Source organism: Rhodococcus koreensis (assembly GCF_900105905.1).
GTDB lineage: Bacteria > Actinomycetota > Actinomycetes > Mycobacteriales > Mycobacteriaceae > Rhodococcus_F > Rhodococcus_F koreensis.
Genome location: NZ_FNSV01000005.1, coordinates 7,708,027 through 7,730,557 on the forward strand (window position 1 = coordinate 7,708,027; position 22,531 = coordinate 7,730,557).

Annotated in this window: 22 protein-coding genes and 1 tRNA gene; 13 read left to right on the forward strand and 10 right to left on the reverse strand. The window is 67.9% G+C overall.

Features of this window, described 5'->3' with window-relative positions:
- Positions 1-33: 33 nt before the first annotated feature.
- Together BLV94_RS39595 and BLV94_RS39600 are read right to left on the reverse strand one after the other, a co-directional pair.
- Positions 34-567 (reverse strand): MarR family winged helix-turn-helix transcriptional regulator, encoded by a 534-nt coding sequence (locus BLV94_RS39595; protein ID WP_072946034.1) that lies wholly within the window; start codon positions 565-567, stop codon positions 34-36.
- 54 nt (positions 568-621) lie between these two features.
- Positions 622-1,872 carry a multidrug effflux MFS transporter gene (locus BLV94_RS39600; RefSeq protein ID WP_072946172.1) on the reverse strand — a complete coding sequence of 417 codons (1,251 nt, stop codon included), beginning with the start codon at positions 1,870-1,872 and terminating at the stop codon, positions 622-624.
- A gap of 92 nt (positions 1,873-1,964) precedes the next feature.
- Between BLV94_RS39600 and BLV94_RS39605 the strand changes: the two genes are divergently transcribed.
- Positions 1,965-2,036: transfer RNA gene (locus BLV94_RS39605), tRNA-Cys, on the forward strand.
- A gap of 55 nt (positions 2,037-2,091) precedes the next feature.
- Here BLV94_RS39605 and BLV94_RS39610 read toward each other — a convergent pair.
- Entirely contained in the window at positions 2,092-4,038 is a 1,947-nt protein-coding gene (locus BLV94_RS39610; RefSeq protein ID WP_174705531.1) for an ArnT family glycosyltransferase, read from the reverse strand.
- A 113-nt stretch (positions 4,039-4,151) separates the two neighbouring features.
- Complete coding sequence (locus tag BLV94_RS39615) at positions 4,152-4,760, reverse strand: TetR/AcrR family transcriptional regulator (RefSeq protein WP_072946037.1); 609 nt, start codon at positions 4,758-4,760, stop codon at positions 4,152-4,154.
- A gap of 99 nt (positions 4,761-4,859) precedes the next feature.
- On the opposite strand from BLV94_RS39615, the gene BLV94_RS39620 reads away from it, so the two are divergent.
- From BLV94_RS39620 to BLV94_RS39630, 3 genes are all read left to right on the forward strand, one after another.
- Complete coding sequence (locus BLV94_RS39620; protein ID WP_072946039.1) at positions 4,860-6,647, forward strand: N-acyl-D-amino-acid deacylase family protein; 1,788 nt, start codon at positions 4,860-4,862, stop codon at positions 6,645-6,647.
- A complete protein-coding gene (locus BLV94_RS39625) occupies positions 6,644-7,492 on the forward strand; it encodes an alpha/beta fold hydrolase (protein ID WP_072946040.1) in 849 nt (282 codons plus the stop codon). The genes BLV94_RS39620 and BLV94_RS39625 overlap by 4 nt, the downstream gene beginning before the upstream one ends.
- A 64-nt stretch (positions 7,493-7,556) precedes the next feature.
- On the forward strand, positions 7,557-7,904 hold the full coding sequence (locus BLV94_RS39630; protein ID WP_072946041.1) for a helix-turn-helix domain-containing protein: 348 nt from the start codon (positions 7,557-7,559) through the stop codon (positions 7,902-7,904).
- 9 nt (positions 7,905-7,913) lie between these two features.
- Here the strand turns inward: BLV94_RS39630 and BLV94_RS39635 are convergent, their stop codons facing one another.
- Entirely contained in the window at positions 7,914-8,498 is a 585-nt protein-coding gene (locus tag BLV94_RS39635) for an ATP-dependent Clp protease proteolytic subunit (RefSeq protein ID WP_072946042.1), read from the reverse strand.
- A gap of 4 nt (positions 8,499-8,502) precedes the next feature.
- Positions 8,503-9,111, reverse strand: coding sequence for a ClpP family protease (locus BLV94_RS39640; protein ID WP_005568279.1), 609 nt, complete (start codon positions 9,109-9,111; stop codon positions 8,503-8,505).
- 208 nt (positions 9,112-9,319) lie between these two features.
- Here BLV94_RS39640 and BLV94_RS39645 point away from each other — a divergent pair, with 208 nt between their 5' ends.
- Positions 9,320-10,003, forward strand: coding sequence for an arsenate reductase/protein-tyrosine-phosphatase family protein (locus BLV94_RS39645; protein ID WP_072946043.1), 684 nt, complete (start codon positions 9,320-9,322; stop codon positions 10,001-10,003).
- Here the strand turns inward: BLV94_RS39645 and BLV94_RS39650 are convergent.
- Genes BLV94_RS39650 through BLV94_RS39660 form a run of 3 tightly spaced genes read right to left on the reverse strand, consistent with a single transcriptional unit; the run spans position 9,987 to position 13,124 of the window.
- The gene (locus BLV94_RS39650) at positions 9,987-11,144 is read right to left on the reverse strand and encodes a sulfotransferase family protein (protein ID WP_072946044.1); all 1,158 of its coding nucleotides are present in this window, start codon (positions 11,142-11,144) and stop codon (positions 9,987-9,989) included. The two genes, BLV94_RS39645 and BLV94_RS39650, sit on opposite strands and share 17 nt — an antisense overlap.
- Positions 11,145-11,163: 19 nt before the next feature.
- Positions 11,164-11,961 (reverse strand): SDR family oxidoreductase, encoded by a 798-nt coding sequence (locus BLV94_RS39655; protein WP_072946045.1) that lies wholly within the window; start codon positions 11,959-11,961, stop codon positions 11,164-11,166.
- Positions 11,958-13,124: a hypothetical protein gene (locus BLV94_RS39660; RefSeq protein ID WP_072946047.1), complete on the reverse strand. Its 1,167-nt coding sequence runs from the start codon at positions 13,122-13,124 to the stop codon at positions 11,958-11,960. The genes BLV94_RS39655 and BLV94_RS39660 overlap by 4 nt, the downstream gene beginning before the upstream one ends.
- Positions 13,125-13,215: 91 nt before the next feature.
- Here BLV94_RS39660 and BLV94_RS39665 point away from each other — a divergent pair, with 91 nt between their 5' ends.
- From BLV94_RS39665 to BLV94_RS39695, 7 genes are all read left to right on the forward strand, one after another.
- Positions 13,216-14,139 (forward strand): helix-turn-helix domain-containing protein, encoded by a 924-nt coding sequence (locus BLV94_RS39665; protein ID WP_072946049.1) that lies wholly within the window; start codon positions 13,216-13,218, stop codon positions 14,137-14,139.
- 124 nt (positions 14,140-14,263) lie between these two features.
- Entirely contained in the window at positions 14,264-15,181 is a 918-nt protein-coding gene (cysD, locus tag BLV94_RS39670; protein WP_072946051.1) for a sulfate adenylyltransferase subunit CysD, read from the forward strand.
- Entirely contained in the window at positions 15,181-17,031 is a 1,851-nt protein-coding gene (gene cysC, locus BLV94_RS39675; protein WP_072946053.1) for an adenylyl-sulfate kinase, read from the forward strand. The genes cysD and cysC overlap by 1 nt, the downstream gene beginning before the upstream one ends.
- Positions 17,021-18,151: a 3'(2'),5'-bisphosphate nucleotidase CysQ gene (locus tag BLV94_RS39680; RefSeq protein WP_072946056.1), complete on the forward strand. Its 1,131-nt coding sequence runs from the start codon at positions 17,021-17,023 to the stop codon at positions 18,149-18,151. Before cysC ends, BLV94_RS39680 begins: the two co-directional genes overlap by 11 nt.
- Complete coding sequence (locus BLV94_RS39685) at positions 18,148-18,549, forward strand: nuclear transport factor 2 family protein (protein WP_072946058.1); 402 nt, start codon at positions 18,148-18,150, stop codon at positions 18,547-18,549. Before BLV94_RS39680 ends, BLV94_RS39685 begins: the two co-directional genes overlap by 4 nt.
- Positions 18,550-18,640: 91 nt before the next feature.
- Positions 18,641-19,633 (forward strand): phosphotriesterase family protein, encoded by a 993-nt coding sequence (locus BLV94_RS39690; RefSeq protein ID WP_072946059.1) that lies wholly within the window; start codon positions 18,641-18,643, stop codon positions 19,631-19,633.
- Position 19,634: 1 nt separating this feature from the next.
- Positions 19,635-20,273, forward strand: coding sequence for a TetR/AcrR family transcriptional regulator (locus tag BLV94_RS39695; RefSeq protein ID WP_072946061.1), 639 nt, complete (start codon positions 19,635-19,637; stop codon positions 20,271-20,273).
- Positions 20,274-20,280: 7 nt separating this feature from the next.
- On the opposite strand, the gene BLV94_RS39700 is transcribed toward BLV94_RS39695, so the two are convergent.
- Positions 20,281-20,907 carry a TetR/AcrR family transcriptional regulator gene (locus BLV94_RS39700; RefSeq protein ID WP_072946063.1) on the reverse strand — a complete coding sequence of 209 codons (627 nt, stop codon included), beginning with the start codon at positions 20,905-20,907 and terminating at the stop codon, positions 20,281-20,283.
- A gap of 192 nt (positions 20,908-21,099) precedes the next feature.
- On the opposite strand from BLV94_RS39700, the gene BLV94_RS39705 reads away from it, so the two are divergent.
- Positions 21,100-22,476, forward strand: a complete 1,377-nt coding sequence (locus BLV94_RS39705; RefSeq protein WP_072946065.1) for an MFS transporter — start codon at positions 21,100-21,102, stop codon at positions 22,474-22,476.
- Positions 22,477-22,531: the final 55 nt, after the last annotated feature.

Below are 22,531 nucleotides of genomic sequence, written 5' to 3' on the forward strand. Positions count from 1 at the left end.
GCACCGGACCAGGTGCGGGGCGACAGTGGTGCTTCACCACTTGGTGGGCGCGTCTCCGGTGTCGAAATCGCCTGCCTCGCGGCGCAGTTCGGCGAGGATGGCGACCAGTTGTTCGAGCTTGTCACCGGACACGCCGGGGCGGGAGAACACCTGGGCGTTGAGCCGCTCGGTGGACTCGACTGCCAGTTTCCTTCCCGCGTCGGTGATTTCGATCAGCGTCGCCCGACGGTCGCTCGGATGCGGAACACGCCGCACGAGATTCGCCGTCTCGAGCCGGTCGACGGCGTTGGTGACGCTCGTCGGGTGAACCTGAAGGCGCGCGCTGGCCTTCGCCATCGGGAGTGCGCCGGTGCGCGTGAACGTCAGCAGTGTCAGCAATTCGTACCGGGCGAACGTGAGCCCCGACGGTTTGAGCACCTCTTCCACCCGCGCGATCATGATCTGATGGGCGCGCATCACCGAGGTCACCGCGGCCATGCCGTCGGCAACGTCACCCCAGCCGTGCTTGGTCCACTGCCGGTGGGCCTCTTCGATGGGGTCGAGATGAAGTGGTGACGGTGGTGGCATGCGTCGATCATCCCATGTCGGGTGATGGGCCGTGAAAGTCTGCCGAGCGTGTCGTCAGCGCGCTTCCGCCTTCGCTGCGGCCGCCAGCGCCACCAACCCCAGTCCCGTGCACGCGGTCATGGTGACCGCAAGCGCGACGCCGGTGTTACCGAGCACCCCGACCAGGGGAGCGATCAGGGCGCCGACACCGAATTGCAGGGCGCCGAGCAGCGCGGCAGCCGTGCCCGCGGCCTCCCCGTGCCTGCCGAGGGCCAGGGCCGGGGCATTGGGCAGGACGAAGCCGACACCGCCGAGGAGGAACCACAGGGGAACGACGAACCCGACGAGCCCGCCGAACTCGAAATGCGCGGTGGTGATCAGCGCCAGCCCGGCCACTGTCGCGAAGCCGAGGGCCGACACCGTGATCTGCAGCGGTGACCAGCGCGCGAGGGCGCGGACGTTGAGTTGCGAGGCCCCGATCAGGGCGATCGCGCCGGAGCTGAACAGCAGCGCGAACTGCTGCTCGTCCAGGCCGTACTGGTCCTGGAACACGAACGACGCACCGGAGACGTACGAGAACAGCGATCCCATCGCCACGCTCGACACGAGCGCGAGCACCATGAACGCCCGGTCCCCGAGCAGGCCCCTGTAGGTGCCCAGCACGGCGACGAGGTTGCTCTTGCGACGACGCTCCGGCGGCAGCGTCTCCGTCAGACCCCACGCGCCGATCAACGCCGTCAGCGTGCCGATCACGGCGAGGACGACGAAGATCCCGCGCCAGTCGAGGGCGATGAGGAGCGCCCCGCCGATACTCGGGGCGAGCACGGGTGCGACGCCGAGGACGAGCATCAGCCGCGACATCACGACGGCGACGGTGTTCCCCGAGAACAGGTCGCGGACCACGGCGAGCGCGACTACCGCTGCGGCGGCGGCGCCGATGCCCTGGAAGACGCGGAGCACCCCCAGCACTGCCACGGTCGGCGCGAACACCGCGAGCACGGACGCGGCGACGTGCACACCGATACCGGCGATGAGGGGGCGTCTGCGCCCCAGGCTGTCCGCCAGCGGTCCGACGATCAACTGCCCCAGCGCGAGGCCGAGCAGGGTTCCCGTGATGGTCAGCTGGACTGCGGACGAGGACGCGCCGAGGTCGGTTCCGATGTCCGGTAGCGCCGGCAGATACATGTCGATGGTGAAGGGGCCGAGGGCCACCATCGCGCCGAGTACGAGGATCACCCGAAGGCTGGGCCGAGTGGTTGTCCGCTCGCCGGTCGGGGCGGCGCGTTCTTCGGTGTCGGTCATGAAGCAACACAGCAACGAGGGCACGTGGTTTGTTCCCGCCCCGGCGTGTCGGTTCAGAATCACCGTGAGCACAACCCTCGCACCCTCGGCGCCGGCCGGGCACAGTGATCATCGATGCGGGTGTGACTGAGTGGTTGAGGTACCGGCCTGCAAAGCCGTTCACACGGGTTCGAATCCCGTCACTCGCTCGACGAGAACCGGCAGGTGATGCACCTGCCGGTTCTCCGCGTGCTCGACGGGGAACTATCCGGTGTAACCGGAGAGGTCGTACACGGTCGTGCCGCCCACCGTGATGGGCGTGAAATTGGCGGCCACCCACTGCTCGATCGCGCCGGACGTGCTGTCGCCGCCGCGACCACCACCCCCACCACCACCGGCGATGTAGTAGTGCACCTGGCCGTTCTCGACGTAGGAGATGAACTGGTCGAGTGTCGGCGTGGGGTCGGAACTCCATCCGCCGATGGCCATCACCGCGGTGTCGGCGGCCAGTTCATAGGTGGCAGCGCTCTGCGAACCGTTGGTCGCGGCCGACCACGTGGTGCCTGCCTCGGCGAGCAACGTCGTGAGCTCGGAACTCGTCCCACCCTCGTTGCCGCCCATGTCACCGCCCGGTGCCTGGCCGCCGGCCATGTCACCGCCGGGTGCCCGGCCGCCGCCGCCTCCCATTCCGGTATCGGTGACTGCCCCGGACGGGCCGGCCGTGGGGATCGATCCGCTGTGCGCGGTGGCGGCGGTGGCGATCGCGTAGGACGCGGAGCCTCCGATTCCGGCGAGCGAGCCCAGCAGCACGCCGGTGACGGCGAGTTTCCGGACGCGGTTCCCGTCGCCGAGCGCGAGCAGGGCGGCGCCGAGAACGGTGCCGGCGAGCAGGACCCACTTCAGGGCGGGCATCCACTCGGTGTTGCGGTGCAACAGGACCCAGCCCCACGCACCTGCGGCCACCATCATGAATGCGAGACCGAACCGTCCGAGAATGCTGCCGCGCTTCTGCCACAGGGCGTACCCGCCGGTGCCGATCATCCCGGCGATCGCGGGGGCGAGCGCCACCGTGTAGTACGGGTGGATGGTGCCGGACATGTAGCTGAAGATCAGTCCCGTGACGAGGAACCAGCCACCCCACGCGATCAGGGAGGCCCGCACGCGGTCCGTCCGCGGAGCGCGTCCACGGGCGAGCAACCCGAAGACCAGGGCGACCAGCGCCGCCGGGATCAGCCACGAGATCTCGATGCCCATCTCGCTGCCGAACAGGCGATCCAGCCCGGTGCTCCCGCCGAAACTCGATCCCGCACTTCCGCCGGCCATTCCGCCGCCACCACCGCCGGTGTTTCCGAAGATCCGGCCGAGTCCGTTGTAGCCGAGCACCAGATCCATGACGCTGTTGTCGGTGGAACCGCCGATGTAGGGGCGCGAGTCCGCGGGCCACAGCCACACGGCGAGAACCCACCATCCGGCCGCGGCGACGACGGCGGCGACACCCCCGGCCAGGTGCAGCAGGCGAAACCGCAACCGGGCATGTCCGGCAACCAGATAGGCCAGACCGAACGCGGGCAGCACCATCAGGCCCTGCAACATCTTGGTGAGGAACGCGAAGCCGAGCGCGACCCCGGTGAGGGTGATCCACATCGCGGCGCGGCGGCCGGTCTCCGTCTCGATCGCGCGGACCACGAAATATCCGGCCGCGGTCATCAGGAGCACGAGCAAAGCGTCGGGGTTGTCGAAGCGAAACATCAAGGCGGCCGCGGGAGTTGCGGCGAGAACGGCGCCGGCGATCAACCCGGCGCCACTGTTCGTGACGCGGGTGACGGCCGCGTAGCCGAGGGTGACCGACCCGACCCCCATCAGGGCCTGGGGGACGAGGAGGCTGGCGCTGGAGAACCCGAAGATCCGTCCGGACAGTCCCATCACCCACAGCGACGCGGGCGGTTTGTCGACCGTGATGAAATTCGAGGTGTCGAGCGAGCCGAAGAACCACGCCTTCCAACTCTGCGAACCGGCCTGCGCTGCCGCGGCATAGAAACTGTTGGCGTAGCCGCTCGAGGTGAGATCCCACAGGTACAGCGCCGCGGTGGCGGCGAGTAGTGCGGTGACGGCGAGTGCGGAACCGCGCCGGCGGATCCACGATTCCGACTCGGCGCGGTGGCCGGGCGATTCTGTTCTCCGTGGCGGAGCCGGAGTGAGAACGGCAGTCATCAGGTGGTCCCTTCGCGAGTTGCTGTCCTGACAACGTTCTCGCGTGGGGGCGTCACCCGGCTGGGAGGCGGCTGGAAGGTTCCTGTGAACCCGGACTCCGATCGCGATCCGGTTCAGCGTGTCGTGTCGAGTGTGTCGACGTCGACGCCTGCTGCGGGAAGCAGGTGGTAGAAGGCGCGTTCGCAGAGGTCGATCATCTCGGTGCGTTCCATGGTCGGCTCGTCGAGCCAGGACAGCACGATCTCCTCCATGAACGCCTGCCAGCCCGAGATCGTGGCCTCGAGCGCGGGCGTCGTCGGCACGCCGAACTCGGCCAGCGACACGCCGATCCACCGGGTGAACGTCCGACGCATGCCGCGGTAGATCTGCCGCATCCTCTCGTCGCCGCTCCCGGCCATCCGCATGACCGCGAGATAGATGGTGGGGTGCTCGATCACCGCGTCCGCGAACGTTTCGACGCCTGCCCGGAGTTGCCCGTATAGCGGGAGCGTCGCGTCGGGTGTCATCCGCCGCTGCAGTTCGGAGGCCGAGGCTTCGAGGACGGCGTTGCGAAAGCCCTGCTTGTTCTTGAAGTAGTGGAACAGCAGTGGTGCCGAGACGCCCGCCTCGGCCGCCACCTGGTCGATCGAGAGGTCGTCGAACGGCACCGTCTCGAGGAGTCGGACGGCCACGTCGAGGATCTGCGCGCGCCGATCTTCGGGAGAGCGGGGTGCGGCGGCCACCCCTGCACTCTATTGAGGATCGCCCGAACCGTCCATTGACTTTTACTCAACCACATACGTAACCTCGGGTTACACATACCGAGTGTGAGGAGCGCAACAATGCCGGATTTCGATGTGGTCGTCAATGGTGGGCTGTGGTTCGACGGAACCGGATCCGCGCCGCTGCGACGCAATCTCGGCATCCGCGACGGAATCGTCGTCCGGGCATCGACCCGCCCGCTGCCCGTCGGACCTGACACCGAGGTCATCGACGCCGCAGGCAAGTGGGTGCTCCCCGGATTCGTCGACGTGCACACCCACTACGACGCGGAGGTGCTCGTCAGCCCCGGCTTGCCGGAGTCGGTACGACACGGCGTGACCACCGTCGTCCTCGGAAACTGCTCCCTCTCCACCGTGTATTCGACGCCGCGCGAGTGCGCCGACCTGTTCAGCAGGGTCGAGGCCGTGCCGCACGACTCCGTGCTCGGGATCCTGGAGGAAAACAAGATCTGGCAGAACCCGGCGGAGTACGTCGAGGCACTCGAGTCGTTGCCGCTCGGCCCCAACATCGCCGGGTTCATCGGGCACTCCGACATCCGCACCCACGTCCTCGGTCTCGGCCGCGGCACCGACAAGCGGATCGAGCCGACCGCGCGCGAACTCGAGCAGATGGGTGCGATGCTCACCGACGCCGTCGATGCCGGCTTCCTCGGCCTCTCCTCGATGACGAACGCACTCGACAAGATCGACGGTGACGAATACCGTTCGCGCTCATTGCCGTCCACGTACGCGCGGTGGAAGGAGTTCCGCTTCCTCAATCGCATCCTGCGCGAGCGCGGCAAGATCCTGCAGAGCGCACCGACAATCAACCTGCATCCGAACATCGCCGGATTCTTCACGGAGAGTTCGGGCCTCGGGCGGCGCAAGCCCCTCAAGACGTCGCTGCTGTCGGCCGCGGACTCGAAGGCCTACCCGCCGATCGTGTACTTCATGCTCGCCGCGGCGCCGCTGCTGAACCGCTTCGCCAAGACCGATTTCAAGTGGCAGCACCTGCCGGTGCCGTTCACCGTCTACGCGGACGGGATCGACCTCGTGGTGTTCGAGGAATTCGGCGCCGGCGCGGCGGCACTGCACCTCGAGGACCAGGTGGAGCGAAATGCCCTACTGCAGGACGAGTCCTACCGACGCCGGTTCCGCAAGGACTACGACAACAAGTTCAGCCCCCGCATCTGGCACCGCAACTTCTACGACGCCGAAATCGTCGGGTGCCCTGACGAGACGCTGATCGGCAAGACGTTCGGCGCCGTGGGTGACCTCGGCGGTGTGCACCCGGTCGACGCGTACCTCGATCTCGTCGTGAAGTACGGCACCGACCTGCGGTGGCGGACCACCATCGCCAACCATCGCCCCAGGTTCGCGAAGAAGCTCGCGGCCAGTTCCGGGGTGCAGATGGGATTCGGCGACGCCGGCGCCCACCTGCGCAACATGGCGTTCTACAACTACCCGATCCGGTTGCTGAAGAAGGTCAAGGACGCGCAGTCCGACCGCAAGCCGTTCCTGACCGTCGAGCGGGCCGTTCACCGGCTGACCGGCGAGCTGGCCGACTGGTACGGCATCGACGCCGGCCACCTCCGCGAAGGTGACCGCGCCGATCTGGTCGTCGTCGACCCGGCGGGTCTCGACGCCACGGTGGACGGTTTGTTCGAGGCGGAGGTCCCCGAATACGGCGGGTTGCGGCGAATGGTGAACCGCAGTGACGGCGCCGCGGTCGCGACGGTGATCAACGGCAGGCTCGTGTACCGCGACGGCGAATTCGCCGGTGGATTCGGGGTCACCAGGACGGGACGCTTCCTCCGCGCCGGAGAGTCGGCCGCAGACCGCAGCGAGCGTGAGACGATCGTCGGATGAGTCGCACGGAGCGGATCGGCACGTTCACCCGCGACGGACTGGTGTTCGACGTCCGCGACGAGGGCCCGATCGACGGCACACCGGTGGTGCTGTTGCACGGGTTTCCGCAGGACTCGCGGTCGTGGGAGGCGCTGGCGCCGCTGCTGCACCGGCGCGGGTTCCGCACCCTGGCCCCGGACCAGCGAGGCTATTCGCCCGGTGCCAGGCCCCGCGCCCGCCGCGCGTACCGCAGCACGGATCTGATCGCGGACGTCGTCGCGCTCATCGACCGGGCAGGCCTCGGCCCGGCGCACGTGGTCGGACACGATTGGGGCGCTGCGGTGGCCTGGGGTCTCGCCGCCGAACGCCCGGACCGGGTCCGGACGCTCACGGCGCTGTCGGTGCCGCACCCGGCGGCGTTCGTGCGGGCGATGCTCACCAGCCGTCAGATCCTGAAGTCCTGGTACATGTTCGCGTTCCAGCTGCCGTGGATCCCGGAGCGGGTGCTCACCCCGGACGGCTTCGGCTACCGGGCCCTGGTCGCCAGCGGCCAGTCGCCGGACGACGCGAAGCGCGACCTCGGGCCCATGCGCGACCGGACGCGGGCCCGGGGCGCCCTGAACTGGTATCGTGCGATGCCGTTCATCTCGCCCCGATCTGCCTCCCGGAAGGTCCGGGTGCCCACGCTGTTCGTGTGGAGCGACGGCGACACTGCGATCGGTCCGGTGGGGCCGAAGCTGACGTCCCGATTCGTCGACGCCCCGTACACATTCGAGGTGCTCCGCGGCGTGAGCCACTGGATCCCGGACGAGGCCGCCGAACGCGTCGACGAACTACTCGGAAACCACCTGCTCGATCAGTCGTGATCGACTGTCCGCTGTCGGTGAACGCCGCGGCGTCAGGGTGCGTGGTCTGGAAGACTCCGGAGGTATGGAAGCTCAGCGCAGACTGACGCTGGTTACGGCCGCTCCCGAGGACTCGCGGGAGGAACCGCTGGTGCGTGAGCTCTACGGGCGGGTGCTCCGCGAGGCGCGCCGGGACCAGGACCGGAGCCTCGAGGACGTTGCCGCCGCCGTCGGGATGTCGAAGCAGTACCTCTCCGAGATCGAGCGCGGGAAGAAGGAGCCGTCCTCCGAAATGCTGCGCGCCGTATGCGGCGCCCTCGGTCTCCCGGTCGAACACCTGCTGTTCCGGTCCGGGCGCCGGCTCGGCGCGGCCAACCGGAACTCGGCGACCGGGAACCCGAACCGGCAGGTGCCCACCCTGCTCGCCGCCTAGCCTTCGCAGTCACTCCGCGACGAGCGTGTCGGCCAGGCCGTAGTCGATGGCCTCCTGAGCCGTGAGGATGCGGTCCCGGTCCGTGTCCCGGCGAAGGCGTTCGACGGTCTGCCCGGTGTGTTTGCTCAGAATGGCCTCGGTCTGCGAACGAACCCGCATGATCTCGGCGGCCTGCAGCGCCAGGTCGGAGATCGTGCCGTTGCCCTGCGTCGACGGCTGGTGCAGCAGTACCCGGGAGTGCGCCAGGACGTGCCGGTGTCCCTTGGTTCCCGCTGCCAGGAGAACCGCCGCGGCGGAGGCGGCCTGCCCCATGCAGTAGGTGGCGATGGTCGGGCGCAGGAACTGCATCGTGTCGTAGATGGCGAGCATCGCGGTCGTGGAGCCGCCGGGGGAGTTGATGTACAGCCCGATCTCCTGATCGGAACTGTCCGCCTGCAGGTGGAGCAGCTGTGCCATCACGACATTGGCGACGCCGTCGTCGATCTCCGTGCCCAGGAAGACGATCCGCTCGTTCAGCAGTCGGCTGAAGATGTCGAACGACCGCTCGCCTGCCGGGGTGCGTTCGATGACGTGGGGAATGGTGTATTGGGACATGGCTTCACAATCCAATTCTCGGGGCGGTGGTGTGCGGGGCGATCTCCGCGAACGAGGACACGACGCGGTCGACGATCCCGTAGTCGCGGGCCTCGTCCGCGGTGAACCACCGATCCCGATCGCTGTCCTCGGCGATCTGCTCGACCGGATGCCCCGTCTCCGCGGCCAGGATCTCCTGCGACTGTCGCTTCATCCGTTCGAGGCTCTCGGCTTGGATGGCGATGTCGACGGCCGTACCGCCGATTCCTGCCGAGGGCTGGTGCATCATGATGCGGCTGTGCGCCAGGCTGATCCGCTTGCCGTGGGTTCCCGAGCACAGCAGCACTTGCCCCATGCTGGCGGCGAAACCCATGGCCACGGTCACCACGTCGTTGGGGACGAGTTTCATCGTGTCGTAGATGGCCAGGCCTGCGAAGACGGAACCACCCGGCGAATTGATGTACAGCACGATGTCGCGTTTGGGGTCGGCGGCCGCGAGCAGCACCAGTTCGGAGCAGGCGCGCTCGGCCATGGCATCGTCCACCTCGCCGGTGAGGAGGATCGTGCGCTGGCGAAACAGTCTGTCCGCCAACAGGTCGCGGTAGTTCAGGTCGGGTAGTGCGGCTGTGGTCATGTCTCCAGTTCTACCGCCGCGCCGGCGCAGGACCGCCAGTTGTCTGCTGTGGGCAGACGACGGAGTGCCGGGTGTTCGTGAATCGAGGTGACCGTGAGGAGTCCAGTGGATGAACGACCCACCACCTGTGGGTGAACTGTAAGAACAGACCGCTCGGACAGTGGAATCGGGCTCGCATGTGGGCGAAGTCGCTGGTTAGGGTTCCCTCATGCACGTTCTGTTCGTCTGTAGCGGGAACGTCTGCCGCTCGCCGATCGCAGAGCGGTTGACATACGCGTACGCACTCGCCCGCGATCTGCCGCACCTCACCGCGGAGAGCGCCGGCGTCCGCGCCCTCGTGGGCTTTCCGATCGAACCCGTCGCCGCCCGCGTCATCGAGGGCCTCGGTGCGAGCGCCGACGGCTTCCGGGCGCGCCGCCTGCAGCCCGAGATGATCAAACGCGCCGACCTCGTCCTCGCGATGGCCGAGCAGATCCGGGACCGTTCGATGGAACTGCTCCTCGGGACGAGCCACTGCACGTTCACCCTGCGGGAGGCACGCAGGATCGCCGCCGCAACCGGGGCCCGCACCGTCGCCGAACTCGCGGTTGCCCGCCGGGACTACGGGACGATCGAGGAGCCGAACATCAGCGACCCGGTGGGTCTGGCCGAGTCGGCGTTCACCGAGGTGGGCGACCGGATCGCCGCCGAGTTGATACCGCTGCTCGACGCTCTCGACCTCGACAGCGGTACGACGTGGTCGCCGGAACCGGAAGCCGAACCGGATCCCCGACCCGAGCCCGAACCCGAGCCGCTTCCCCCGGTCGTCCACCTGCCGCTGTCGCCCAGGCCGCTGATCGCGGCGCGGGCGGCGTCGTCGATCCTCGACTATCCGGTCAGCTGGACGCGCTGAACTGGTAATCGGCGAATCTCTCGTCCACCTGCTCGGCCGTCAGCCCGAACTCCTCGAGCGTGTACTTGTGCGAGGGGCGGCGGTCGCCGCTGCGGCTCTCGGCGTGCATCGCCTCCATCGCCGCCCGGGCTGGCCCACCGAGATCGAGCCCGAAGTGCGTGTAGACCCCCTCGACGGTGCCGAGCGGATCGGCCACGAAATCCCGGTAGTCGACGTCGACGAACTGGGCGGGGTCGTGCCGGGCGCGGGCCGCGGTGAACTGCTCGAGCCCCCGGGCCCACAGTTCGAGCTGACTCTCCCCGATGACGCTGCCCCGGAACTTTTCCGACCACCCTTCCGTCGCCTGTTCCGCCAGGCTGCACACCGACGGGACGATCGTGCGCGGCGGCCGGTGGGTCTGGACGATCAGGGCGTCCGGGTAGACCGCGAGCAGTTCGTCGAGCGCGAACAGGTGACTGGGGTTCTTCAGCACCCAGCGGCGGTCCCGGTCGGGCAGTCCGATCAGCTGCAGGTTCTTCTTGTGCCGCCGATAGGCGTTCGTCCAGTCCTGGCCCTCGAGCCAGCGGGAATACGTCGGGAGCGACGCCAGGCACTCGTACGAGATCGACTTGAACGTCTGCCGCAGCAGTTGCCAGCACTCCTCGACCTCGCTCGCCGACATGTAGTGGACGCCCATGAATTCGGGGCGTTCGATGTGGTGGCGGCTGAAGCCCTCCTCGATCTTCTGGAACACCGGATTCGATTCCCAGGTCTCACGCGGCGGCCGGGGTTGCGGCATCTCGGTCAGCCACATCTCCAGGCCCTGATGGGACGGATCCGCGGTGAGCAGTCGGTGCAGCGCGGTCGTCCCCGTGCGGGGAAGGCCGGTCACGAAGATGGGCCGCTCGATCCGCACGTCCGCGTGCCCGGGGTTCTGCTTCCACGCCGCCTCGCTCAGCAGCCGGGCCACCAGGGCGCCGCGGAGGAACACCCGGGACACCTTGCTGCCGAGCGGTGTCAGTTGCTCGTCGGTGTGATACGAATCCAGCAGGACGCCGAGGGCTTCGGTGTAGTCGTCCACACCGAAGTCGGTGAGACCGGTCAGCCGGGTGGCCGAGGCGTGCAGGTCCTCGACCGTGCCGACCGTGGTGCGCTCGCTCATGATGCTCCGGTTCCGTTCGCTAGTGGTGGAATTCGCCGCAATTGACGTCGAGGCACTGGCCGGTCACGGCGCTCGCCAACGGGGAGGCCAGGAAGATCACGGCGTCGGCGACCTCCTCGGTCGTGGGGAGCCGCTTCAGATCGGTGTTCGCGGCGGTGTGCTCGTAGATCTGCTCGACGGTCGTCCCGTACTTTTCGGCCTGGTGCGTGAAATACTGTTTCAGCGTGTTTCCCCAGATGTAGCCGGGGGCAACGGAATTGACGCGGATTCCCAGCGGTCCCAACTCGGTGGCGAGCGACTGCGACGTCGCGAGCAGGGCGGATTTGGCCATCTTGTAGCTGCCGTACCGTTCCTGGGAGTGCCGGAGCACCATCGAGTTGATGTTCACCACCGCGCCGTTCGCCTCGGCGAGTGCGGGAGTGAACAGCTGAGTCAGCCGTAATGCCCCGAGCACGGTCAGCTCGAAACTGCTGCGGATGTGGTCGAACTCGGTGCGGGCCAGCGGTTTCATCGACGGAACCGAGAACGCGTTGTTGATCAGCACGTCGACCGTGCCGTACGCGTCGACGGCCGCGGACACCAGGTTCTCGGCCGAGGCCTGGTCGGTGATGTCGGTCGGGACGGTCACCGCGCGCCGGCCGACGGCGATGATCTCCTTGGCCACTTCGTCGAGGCGCGACGCGGTCCGGGCGGCCAGCACCACGTCGGCGCCGGCGGCTGCGCAGCGGACGGCGAGGGTACGGCCCAGGGCCGGTCCGACGCCGGAGATGACGACGACCTTGTCCTGCAGGAGTTGTGGAGTAGTCATGGCGGTCATCCCAGCATCCGGTCGGCCACTGCGGCCTGGCGTGCGGCGATGCGTGCAGCGAAGTCCCCGGGGGAGATCTTGTTGGAGTCGTAGTACGGCAGGCTCCGGTGGATCTCGTCGAACTTCACGACCTCGACCCGGGGACCGTCGTCCGGGGTCAGTTCGCGGGAGACGCGCTGCCAGCGGAACTGCAGGTAGCCGCGGAGGTGTCCGACGGTGGCGATCCAGTTGGCGACGCCGGGATTGCGCTCGCACACGACCAGACGGATGTGGTCGTCGGGATCCACCTGCGACTGTGCGACGTTCAGCGACGTCTGGTGGTTGACGTAGTCGAGGGAGATGTACCACATGCTGCCGAGCTGAAAGCCCTGGTAGGGCACGTCGGCTTTGGGGACGGTGATGACCACGGCTTCGTCCTCGGCCAGTTCGTAGTGCCCGACCGACGAGTACTGGGTGGCGAGACCGCCCGGAGTAAGCCGTGGCTCGGTCATCGTGTTCACCGGCAGGTTCAGGTAGAACCACTCCGGGAACTGCAGCCACGTCTTCACCCGCGCGACGAGGGCCTTGCCCGCACGCGCGTACCGCTTCTCCACGGTCTCGCGGGTGAGCGGGCCCGGGGCGGTACCGACCGTATCCGCCCTGGCGATGCGAATGGTGCCGCGCCGCTGACTCCAATCGCTGTACACCTCCCGGACCACCAGTTGCGACGACCCCGGAGCGAGGGTGAAGTAGTTGCGCCGGCCCGCACTGTCGTCGGGGCCGAACCGCACCTCGAACGAGCCGTCGGGCGCGATGTCGATCTCCCGGTCGTCGAATGCCGTGACGCTGCCGGGAACGTGTGCGGCCGTGTAATTTCCGTTCAGCACCTGGAAGCTGAGGTCCGCCGTGGTGCCGCGCAGGCCGGTGACCACGTATTCGACGTCGTCGTCGATCCGCGCACCGAAGTAGAGGGTGTCCGGGTTGTCCAGGCCCATCTTCATGTACGGGCCGGTGCCCGAGATGAACGTCGGGTGCGACCGTTCGGTGGCCCAGGCCGCGTGCGTCGTGGCGAGGATTCCGCCGGCGAGGTACTGGTAGCCCTCCAGCAGGTCCTGTTCGGTGCGGATGTGGGGGGCGCTCTCGATCAGTTTCTCGGCCTCGGCCATGGCGTCGGCGAATGGGTCGGTCAGCACACCGTGCTCCTCACGAGGGGTGGTACAAATATGTACCTGCGTGGTAGAACATTGATGAACCGACAATAGAACGTGTTCTAAGGAGTGGTCAATGGGGCACGAGGACGAGATGCCCGACCGGGCGCAGGGCCGGCGGTCGCCGCCGACCGAGCGTGTGGTGCAGGTGCTGGACTTCCTGGTGGCGCGTAAGGAGCATCGCTTCGGGTTGTCGGAGCTGGCCCGGACGCTCGACATCAGCAAGCCGACGTGCCTGGGGATCCTCACCGAACTGGTCCGCGGCGGCTACCTGGTCCGGGACCCGGCCACGAAGACGTACGGCCTCGGGCCCGCCCTCATCGCGGCGGGCCGCGCGGCCCAGCAGGGGTTTGCGGCCGGGCCGGTGGCGCGCAGGCATCTCGCCGTGCTCAGCGACGAGCTCCGGACCACCTGCACTGCGTCGGCGGTGGTCGGCGACCGCATCGCCGTCCTCGAGCTGACCAGTCCGCCGGGGGTGCGGGCCGCCGCCAAGGTGGGGGAAATGTACCCGTTCGCGCCGCCCGTCGGCCTGATGTACGTGCTGTGGGACGGCGACGACGCCCTGCAGTCGTGGCTGCGCCGGGAACCGACGCTGCCGGTGCGCCTCGACCGGGACCGGTTGCGCACGGTCGTCGAGGAGTGTTCCCGCACCGGATACCTCGTCGAGACACTCACTCCCGTCGGGCAGCGCCTGCACACGCTCATGGCGGGGGTGGCCGCGCACGACCTGCCGCCGGAGTTGCGCGACGTGCTCGGCGAGATGGTGTCCAGCCTCGGGGAGCGGGTGTACCTGGACGCCGAGCACGCGGACCCCGCGTCGCCGCACCCCGTCAGCCTCATCGCGGCGCCGACGTACGACGCCGAGGGTCACCAGGCCATGGTCCTCACCCTCTATGTGGGTACCGAACTCGCGCCGTCCGAGATCGCGCGGCGGGGCAAGGCCCTCGCCGCGGCCGCGGACGCGATCACGACGGAGGTGGGTGGCCGCCGGCCGCGGTGACGGGCGGGCAGGCATTGACCGCAATCTGAAACACGTTCTATTCTCGGAGGTGCATTCATTTTCGACCGGGCTGGTCCAAATATGGAACAGCGACCGGTAAGGAACTCGCGACGAGGAGTCGCCCATGACCGCACCGCCCGTGTACGAGTTGTCCCACCTCGGCGCGCTCGAAGCCGAAGCCGTGCACATCTTCCGAGAAGTGGCCGCCACATTCGAGCGACCGGTCCTGCTGTTCTCCGGCGGCAAGGACTCGGTGGTGATGCTCCACGTGGCCGCCAAGGCGTTCTGGCCCGCGCCTCTCCCGTTCGCCGTCATGCACGTCGACACCGGTCACAACTTCGACGAGGTCCTCGAGTTCCGCGACCGGACCGTCGACCGCCTCGGCCTGCGGATGGTGGTGTCCAGCGTGCAGGACGACATCGACGCCGGTCGCGTCAGCGAGGAGACGGGTCCGCGGGCCAGCCGCAACCGGCTCCAGACCACGGCGCTGCTGCGCGGCATCCGCGACCACGGGTTCGACGCCATCTTCGGCGGCGCCCGGCGCGACGAGGAGAAGGCCCGCGCGAAGGAGCGGGTGTTCAGCTTCCGCGACGAGTTCGGGCAGTGGGATCCGCGGGCGCAGCGCCCGGAACTGTGGAGCCTGTACAACGGCAGGCATCGCAAGGGCGAGCACATCCGGGTGTTCCCGCTGTCCAACTGGACCGAACTCGACATCTGGCAGTACATCGGCGAGGAGGGGATCGAGCTCCCGTCCCTGTACTACGCGCACCGCAGGGAGGTCGTGCTCCGCGACGGAATGCTGTTGGCGCACACACGGTTCCTGACCCTGCTCCCCGGTGACGAACCGTACGAGGCCCTCGTCCGCTTCCGGACCGTCGGCGACGCCACGTGCACGGGCTGCGTCGAATCGTCGGCAACCAGCCCCGAGGCCGTCGTCACCGAGGTCGCCGCGAGCAGGCTGACCGAGCGCGGGGCGACCCGGGCGGACGACCGGATCTCCGAGGCCGGCATGGAAGACCGCAAGAAGGAAGGCTACTTCTGATGCCGCAGTTACTCCGGGTCGCGACCGCGGGCAGCGTCGACGACGGCAAGTCCACCCTTATCGGCAGGCTGCTCTACGACTCCAAGGCGATCTTCGAGGATCAGCTCGAGGCGGTCGAACGCACCAGCCGCGAACGGGGCGACGAACACGCGAACCTGGCTCTGCTCACCGACGGCCTGCGCGCCGAACGCGAGCAGGGCATCACCATCGACGTCGCGCACCGCTATTTCGCCACGCCGCACCGCAAATTCATCATCGCGGACACCCCGGGGCACGAGCAGTACACGCGGAACATGGTGACCGGCGCGTCGACCGCCGACCTGGCCCTGATCCTGGTCGACGCCCGCAAGGGGATCCTAGAGCAGACCCGCCGCCACGCCTTCATCGCCAGCCTTCTCGGAATTCCGCACCTCGTGCTGTGCGTCAACAAGATGGATCTCGTCGGGTGGTCCGAGGAACGCTTCGAGGAGATCAAGGAGGAATTCCGGAAGTTCGCGATCAAACTCGAGGTCCACGACCTCACGTTCATCCCGGTGTCGGCACTGCGCGGCGACAACATCGCGCAACGCACCGCCAACATGCCCTGGTACGAGGGAGCGTCGCTGCTGCACTACCTCGAGCAGGTGCACGTGGCGTCCGACCGCAACCTGATCGACGCGCGGTTCCCGGTGCAGTACGTGGTCCGGCCGCAACGCCAGACCGATTCGGCGTTGCACGATTTCCGCGGCTACGCGGGGACGGTCGCCAGTGGGGTGTTCAAGCCGGGCGACGAGGTGGTGGCCCTGCCGTCGGGGTTCACCTCCACCGTCAGTGCCATCTGGGGTCCCGGCGGAACCCGCCTCGACGAGGCGTTCGCACCGTCGGCGGTGTGCGTGCAACTCGCCGACCAGTTGGACGTGAGCCGCGGAGACGTGTTGTGCCGTCCCAACAACCGTCCGCTCGTCGGGCAGGAACTCGACGCGATGGTCTGCTGGTTCAGCGAACAGTCCGCGCTGACACCCGATGCCCGGTATACGCTGCTGCACACCACCCGTGCCACCAAGGCGTCGATCGCGCGGCTCGACTATCGGCTGGACGTGAACACCCTGCACCGCGACGAGTCCGCACGGTCGCTGTCGCTCAACGAGATCGGCCGTGTGCAGCTGCGAACGTCGCAGCCGTTGATGTTCGACCCGTACCGCCGCAACCACGTGACGGGCAGTTTCGTCCTCGTCGACGAGTCGACCCACAACACGGTCGCCGCCGGCATGATCACCGGGCCGACGCTGTCGCGTTCGAAGGTGGTGTGGCACGCGGCGGCCGTGTCGCGGGAGGAGCGGGCGACGCGCGGCCGCACCGTGTGGCTGACCGGACTGTCGGCGTCGGGAAAGTCGACGGTCGCGGTGGAACTCGAGCGCCGCCTGGTCGCGTCCGGGGTGCCCGCCTACCGGCTCGACGGCGACAACCTGCGGCACGGCCTCAACGCCGACCTCGGGTTCAGTGCGACGGACCGCGCCGAGAACGTCCGCCGTGTCGGCGCCGTCGCGCAACTGCTCGCCGACTCGGGGGTGGTCGCGATCGCGTCGCTGATCAGCCCGTACCGCGAGGACCGGGACCGCGTCCGGGAACAGCATCGGGCAGCCGGGCTCGACTTCGTCGAAGTGTTCGTCGACACGCCGGTGGACCAGTGCGAGGCGCGCGATCCCAAGGGCATGTACGCGAAGGCCCGCGCCGGGGAGATCACGGGATTCACCGGGGTCGACGACCCGTACGAGGCGCCCGAGAACGCCGAACTCGTGCTCCGGCCCGAGGACGGCACGCCGACCGAACAAGCCGCGAGAATTATGGAATTGTTGACACGTGATCACTGACGCACGACTCGCGGCCGACATCGCCTCCGGTGCCGGCGCCCTGCTGCTGGACATCCGCACCGCGGGACTGGGATCGGCCGACGGTCGTGAACTCGGCAGGCGCGGCGACATCGCCGCCGATGCGTTCATTCTCGGCAAACTCGCGGCGGAGCGACCCGAAGACGCGATCCTCTCCGAGGAGTCGGCCGACGACCGGTCCCGGCTGGAGCGGTCACGGGTGTGGATCATCGACCCGCTCGACGGGTCCAAGGAGTACGGACTGCCCGGGCACTCGGACTGGGCGGTGCACGTCGCGCTGTGGGAACGCGGTCGCGGCATCACGGCGGCCGCGGTCGCGCAACCGGCACTGGGCGCCGTGTACGCCAGCGACGACGACAGCCACGCGGTCCATGCCGAACAGCTGCCTGCCCGCCCGCGGATCGTCGTGTCCGCCAGCAGGCCGCCCGCGTTCGTCGACGCCGTCGCGACGGACATCGGTGCCGAGGTCTCCACCATGGGTTCGGCGGGCGCGAAGGCGATGGCGGTGCTCCGCGGAGACGTCGACGCGTACATCCATGCGGGCGGGCAGTGGGAATGGGACTCCGCGGCCCCCGTCGGCGTCGCCGTGGCCGCGGGCCTGCACTGCTCGCGGATCGACGGAACCCCGTTGGGCTACAACGAATCCCACCCCTATCTCCCCGACCTGCTGATCTGCCGGCCGGAACTGGCCGCGCCCCTGCTTGCGGCGATCGCGAAACACGCCACCGACACGGCCGACAGCGGACGCGTCGCGATGGCCAGGGCCTACATCGACGCACTGGTCAGTCACGACGCCACCAAGGTGCGTCTCGCGGACAACGCGTGGCGGGTGGAGAACGGGCAGCACACGGGCGAATCGGGGGCGTTCATCCGGGACGAACTCGAGAACGGACTGCAGTATCAGGCCATCCAGGCCGTGCGCGACCTCTCCTTCCACGAATGGGGCGACAACGTGGTGGCCCGGTTCGTGCTCGACCTCGGGGCCACACCTACCGAGGTGACGTCGGTCCGGATCACGGAACATTTCGACATCCCGGCCGGGGCGATCCAGTCCGTCATGGCCATCATCGAACCGTTCGCGATCGAGAGGGAGAACCGATGACCCCGGACCAGCTGGTCACCCAATTCTGCGCCGAGTGGATCGAGCCCGATCCGGCGAAGATCGCCGAATACTTCGCGGAAGACGCCGTCTATCACAATATTCCGATGGAACCCGTCACCGGGCGTGACGCGATCCGCGAGTTCATCGCCGGCTTCACCGCGGCCTTCGGCGGCATCGACTTCCGGGTGCACCGGCAGGTCACCGACGGCGGTCAGAGCCCCAACGCCGAGGAGTCGAGCGGGGTGGTGATGAACGAGCGGATCGACGTGTTCACCCTCAACGGCACCGTCGTCGAACTGCCCGTCGTCGGCGTCTTCGAGATCACCGGCGGCAAGATCACCACGTGGCGCGACTACTTCGACATGGCGCCGATCCAGGCTGCAGCCGGTGGTGGGTGACCCACGGCAGTAAATGTTGACGTCAGGTTCAAGTTAGCTCTACGCTGAGCCCGGGGTATGACGACGGTCACACTCGGAGAGGCGAATCTGCATGAGTCAGGTCAACACGGTCCGCGGACCGATCGACAGCGCCGAACTCGGACGCACGTACATGCACGAGCACGTGTTCGTGCTGACACCCGACGTGCAGCAGAACTACCCGGACGAGTGGGGGAGCGAGGACGAGCGGGTCGCCGACGCCGTCACCAAGCTGCGCGCGCTGGCGGAGCAGGGGGTCCGGACCATCGTCGACCCCACCGTCGTCGGCCTCGGCCGGTACATTCCGCGCATCCAGCGGGTGGCGGAACAGCTTCCCGAACTGAACATCGTTGCGGCCTCTGGGCTGTACACCTACGACGACGTGCCGTTCTTCTTCCACTACCGCGGTCCCGCGCTGGACGCGATGGTGGGGGCCGAGGTGCCCGACCCGATGGTGGACATGTTCGTCAAGGACATCGAAGAGGGGATCGCCGACACCGGGGTGCGCGCCGGCCTGCTCAAGTGCGCGATCGACCACCAGGGGCCGACACCGGGTGTCGAGCGGGTCATGAGGGCCGTCGCGAAGGCGCATCGGCGCACCGGAGTGCCGATCACCGTGCACACCCACCCCGGCAGCGAGGCCGGTCTGCACGTCACACGCGTGATGTGCGACGAGGAGGGCGTGCGGCCCGACCGGATCGTGCTCGGGCACAGCGGAGACAGCACCGACGTCGACCACCTGACCAGCCTCGCCGAGGCCGGCTTCGTCCTCGGCATGGACCGGTTCGGGATCAACCTCGAAACGACGTTCGAAGCGCGCGCCGACACGCTCGTCGAGATGTGCCGCCGCGGCTTCGCGGGGCAGATGGTCCTGTCGCAGGACGCCTCCTGTTACATCGACTGGATCGACCCGAACCTGATGGCGGCGCTGCCGCAGTGGCACTACCTGCACATCGAGAACGACGTGCTGCCCTACGTCCGCGAGCGAGGCGTCACCGAGAAGATGATCACCGAGATGCTGGTCGACGTGCCCCGGCGGTACTTCGAGAACGTGGACCCGTACTGACATGTCGCGCCCGCGAACCGCACCCACACCACCGGTCACCGCCCGGGGCGTCCGCACCCGCGATCGCCTCGTCGCCGCGGCCCGGGTGGTGTTCGAGCGCGAGGGATACCTCGACGCCCGCCTCGTCGACATCAGCAAGGAGGCCGGACTCTCGACCGGCTCCTTCTACACCTACTTCACCGGCAAGGAGGAAGTGTTCGCGGCGGTCGTGGAGGTGACGCAGAACGACCTGCTGCATCCCGGGATGGGGCGGGTCGAGGACGAGGACGACGTGCACGCGGTCGTGGAGGCGAGCATCCGGGCATACCTGCACGCGTGCCGCCGGAATGCGCGTCTGCTGGCCCTGCTCGAGCAGGTCGCGCACGTCGACCCTGCATTCCGTGAACTGGAGCGCTCGCGGGACGAGACGTTCTACCTGCGCAACGCGCGGGCGATCGCCGATCTGCAGGCTCGGGGTCTCGCCGACGCGTCGCTCGACCCGATGCTGACGTCGAAGGCGTTGTCCGCCATGGTCGGGAGAATGGCCTACGGTTATTTCGTCGGACCGCCGAGCGAGCGGCGATCACTCACGTTCGAAGAACTGAACGCCGGACTCGCGCGGATGTGGACGAACGCGCTGCGCGTCCCGGACCGCGTCTGAGGGGCCGTCAGTAGCCGGGGGCGTGGAGGATGCGCAGAACGAGATCGGCGTTGATGTCGCCCAGTTCCTCCGGCGTGAATTCGCCGTCGGGGCTGTACCAGCGGCAGATGTCCACCGCGAGGGACATGATCGCCAGAACGGCGACGCGGGGGTCGGGAATGAGGAACACACCCTGATCGAGCCCGTTCTGCACCTCGCGCATCGCGGCGACCCGGATCTGGAGCCGGGTCTCGGCCACCGTCTCGCGGTGTTCGGGACTGAGATGCCTGCTCTCGTACTGGGCGATGCGCGCCCGGCGAAAGTTCCGGGCGTGCATGATGCTGAACTCACGGACCAGGGCCCGGAGGCGGTCGATCGGGTCGGTGAACGGTGCGACCGCGCTGAGCACCAGCGCGAGGGCGCGCTCGTTCGACCGGCGGACCAGCTGGAAGAGCAGATCCTCCTTGGACGGGAAGTGCACATACATCGCGGAGGGGCTCATTCCCGCCGTCGTGGAGATGTCCCGCGTGCGTGTGGCTTCGAAACCCTTGTCGGAGAACAGCGTCGTCGCCGCGCGGAGCAGGCGCTCCTCGGAGGTCGGCGGACCCGGGCTGGCCTGCTCGGTCGCGAACACGTCGTCTCGCAGTTCGGTCATCGGTGGTCCTCTCCGCCGCATCGAGCTTCGTCCGTGCCGGCGGGATTCGGCAAGATCAATCCCCTCGAGTGATTGACATCACATCACTGTTCACACACACTAAGCAAGCGCTCACTGACTTGAAGTTGGCGTCAGGTTCTGAAAAATCGCGATCCCACATCCACCCGTAGACCTATCTCGAGGAGTGATCGGATGACTTCATCCGCGGTGCAGCCGAGTAAGGGCGCGGCCGGCGACACGGCCGTCTCGCGCACGCGTGCACATCGGAAACTGCTGGCGGCGGGACTGGTCGGCAGCTCGATCGAGTGGTACGACTTCTTCCTGTACGGAACCGCTGCGGCACTGGTCTTTCCCCACGTCTTCTTCCCCGGCGCGTCGGCGTTGGTGGGCACCCTCCTCTCGTTCAGCACGTTCTGGGCCGGCTTCGTCGCCCGCCCGCTCGGCGGCCTCGTCGCCGGTCACTTCGGTGACAAGTACGGCCGCAAACCGGCGGTCGTGACATGCCTGCTGTTCATGGGGCTGGCGACGTTCCTGATCGGCTGCCTGCCCGGCGCCGCGACCATCGGGATCGCGGCCCCGATCCTGCTGGTGGTCCTGCGGTTCGTCCAAGGCCTCGCGTGCGGGGGTCAGTGGGGTGGGATCGTGCTGCTGCTGACCGAATCGGCCAGTCCCAAGCGCCGGGGATTCTCCGGCACCTTCGGGCAGATGGGTGTCTCGTTCGGTGTCCTGCTCGGCAACCTCGTGTTCCTCGGCGCCACCGCGGCGATCTCGAACGAGGCGTTCCTCAGCTGGGGCTGGCGGATCCCGTTCTTCGCCAGCGCGCTGCTGTTCCCGGTGGTGCTGTACATCCAGACCAAGGTCGAGGACACCCCCGAATTCCGTCACCTGCAGGACCAGGCGGAGAAGAAGAACGGGACCGTCGTCCGCGCACCGCTGACCCAGGCGATCAGGGACCACTGGCGCAAGATCCTGCTCGGCTGCGGCCTGCTCGCGGCCACCAACTCGCTGTTCTACATTTCCATCGCCGGGGTGCTCAGTTACGGCACCGCGGAACTGGGGATGAAGCGCAACGACCTGCTCGCGATCTCGCTGCTCAGCGCGGCGCTCACGGTCGGTGTGGTGCTGTGGTCCGGGCACATGTCCGACAAGATCGGACGCAGGCCGATGATCCTGATCGGTGCGGCGATGATCATCGTGTGGGCGTTCCCGTACTTCTGGCTGATCAACACCCGGAACCTGGTGTTGTTCTTCGTCGCCGTCACAGTCGGCAGCGTCTTTCAGTCCATGACGTACGGGCCGATCGCCGCGTACATGGGTGAGTTGTTCGCTCCCAATGTCCGGTATTCCGCCGCCTCGCTGGCGTATCAGCTGGCCGCGATCACGGTGAGCGGCGGCACCCCGTTCATCATGACCGCGCTGATCGCCAAGACCGGGACCACCACGTTCGTCGCGGTGTTCGTCGCGGTGATGGGGCTGGTCACCTTCCTTTGCGCGTGGAAGCTCCGCGAGACCAACACCGCCGAGGTCCGCAGCGATCCGGCCGCCGTGCCCGGTGCCCAGTTCTACTAGACACCCCGCCCCTTTTCACGACGATGCCCACCGCCGGATCTCGGCGGTGGGCATC